Here is a 2,068-nt window from a genome sequence, read left to right on the forward strand (position 1 = left end):
ATGAATTCCAGTAGGACTGTTAACAAATTTTACAAACGGTTCCCACAATCGTAGTCTATCTAGATATCCTTCAGGAAAAGGCTTTAAGGTGCGACAAAATACCAAGTCAAACTCCTCTAGCGATCGCAAATCCTGGGCTTGTGAATCTAATTCGAGAAAGGTAGTGTAAGGTAGTATTCCCTTCACCGAAGCTACCTGAATCGATTCAGTCTTCGCTCCTTGGGTGAATACGCCCTCAGTAGGGATGTGGAAGAATTCAAATCGTTCGTCGAGGGCTAGCCGTTGGTAAAATATGGGTATGTCCAGTAACGGACTAGAGTATCGAGAAGGATTGCAAATGGAAAGTAATTTCATCTTACATTACTTCTTATATTACTTCTTACTTTCATTAAATTACAAGCTGATTTTACTATGCTGATTTTACTATACCGATTGCTAACTCTTTTCTACTCCTTTTATAGCAATTATCATACTGATGAGGTACAAAAATTTTTGTCCTAATCCCTACTCCCTACTCCCTACTCCCTACTCCCTACTGGGTGCATCTCATCTTTGTAAAAAAGAAGGGAAGTGCCGGAAGTGTCGGAAGCGTGGGGATTTTAGGGAGGGTGGGTAGTGTAGGCAGTTTGGGAATTTTATTAGAATTTTTGTTTAATTGCAAAAATGAGATGCACCCCTCCCTACTCCCTACTCCCTAACCACTCCTAGTAACTACCTCACTGAATTGATAACTGCTATCTACTTACATAGAAGAGGCAGAACTTTCTCCTCTAGCTGCAATTTCCTGTATCGGTTGGGGCTTTTGTTTACTAAAGTTAGTGATCGACACTCCAATCATGATCACAATAAATGCTATTACTTGCATCAGTGAAGGGCGTTCTCCATTGAGAATTAGCGCATAAATTATCCCAAATACGGGGGATAATACAGTCCACTTACCCACCGTCTTGGAGTCTAACTTTTCCAGGGCAGCGTACCAGAGAAATTGGGTAATCACGATGATAATTAGTGCATAGATCCCCATCACCATCCAAAGCTGACCTGAAAAGACATCTCCAAAATGAGACGGACCAAACAAATAACTAGCGATCGCGAAAAATATTACAGCTGATATAAAGTTACGGCTGAAGACAATTACCGACAAACTCTTGTTTTTAGAAAGGGTCAACTTGCCGATAATCGAAGTAACTGCATACAAAAACGTTGAAGCCAGGATTAAAAGGTCACCCTGATTGATTTGATAATTACTGCTTTTAAAAACAATAGCAACAACACCAACGCCAATCAGAGAAAAGCCAATCCATTCCCATTTCAGAATACGCTTGCCAAATAAAATTGCTCCTGCCAGAGCATAGAGTACCGGACCAAATCGCCCCAATAAGACTGCATTGGTGACAGTAGTGTGTTGTAATCCCAGGAAAATCAGTGCAGACAGTAAGGCGGCTAAACAACCATTAATAAACAATCCCAGAAGCAGCTTTACATTCAACTTTCTAAGTTCATTTAGAATAGGAATTGCTCCAAAAAAAGCCACCACTGCCAAAGACGCACAGAGATTGCCAACAAACAGAACGTTACAAAACGATATTGGTGTTTCCTTCCCGCCACTGAGCATACTAGCGTTTGCAATTAGGAAAGCAATCACCGAGGGTCGCAATGCTGCCAGGGCTCGGGAGACAACCAGCAGCAATTTAGGATTAAGGTTATTGATACTATTGGCAATCATTTCCGTTCTTCAGGAAGAGTGGTATATCCTTTCCTAGTAAAGCATTACTCCAGTAATAACAGGAATGGGTAAATTAATGACGATAGAACACCTAAAAGGGGTGGGATAAGGATACCTAAATCTACCCTTTTCTGTTAATACATATTTAAGATAATTTGTCAAATTCTAGACAAGTGTGGAATAAGGGGGGAGTGTAGGTAATTTCGTTACCCATGGATTGCCCATCATCCCCAGCTTTACTGAGTCACCAGTTCATAACTTTCTGGGTCAGCTTTGAGAACAAACATATCCCCATATTGAACTACTTCCCCAGTGATGCGGATAGGGTCAGCTACCTTATCC

General features: G+C 41.0%; 2 protein-coding genes and 1 pseudogene. 1 reads left to right on the forward strand and 2 read right to left on the reverse strand.

Features of this window, described 5'->3' with window-relative positions:
• Nucleotides 1-354, reverse strand: a pseudogene (locus F6K38_RS40290) (ATP-grasp domain-containing protein); the annotation flags it as partial.
• Nucleotides 355-475: 121 nt separating this feature from the next.
• On the opposite strand from F6K38_RS40290, the gene F6K38_RS40295 reads away from it, so the two are divergent.
• Entirely contained in the window at nucleotides 476-616 is a 141-nt protein-coding gene (locus F6K38_RS40295; protein WP_154659633.1) for a hypothetical protein, read from the forward strand.
• A gap of 126 nt (nucleotides 617-742) precedes the next feature.
• Here F6K38_RS40295 and F6K38_RS40300 read toward each other — a convergent pair whose 3' ends face one another.
• Nucleotides 743-1,726: a DMT family transporter gene (locus F6K38_RS40300; protein ID WP_008177762.1), complete on the reverse strand. Its 984-nt coding sequence runs from the start codon at nucleotides 1,724-1,726 to the stop codon at nucleotides 743-745.
• Between the last annotated feature and the right edge of the window lie 342 nt (nucleotides 1,727-2,068).

The sequence above is a fragment of the Moorena sp. SIO3B2 genome (assembly GCF_010692525.1).
In the GTDB taxonomy this organism is placed as follows: domain Bacteria; phylum Cyanobacteriota; class Cyanobacteriia; order Cyanobacteriales; family Coleofasciculaceae; genus Moorena; species Moorena producens.

What these genes read in the sequence shown, in the direction of transcription:
- F6K38_RS40295 (WP_154659633.1), top strand. Translation starts at nt 476, where the DNA reads ATGAGGTACAAAAATTTTTGTCCTAATCCCTACTCCCTACTCCCTACT.
- F6K38_RS40300 (WP_008177762.1), bottom strand. Translation starts at nt 1,726, where the DNA reads ATGATTGCCAATAGTATCAATAACCTTAATCCTAAATTGCTGCTGGTT.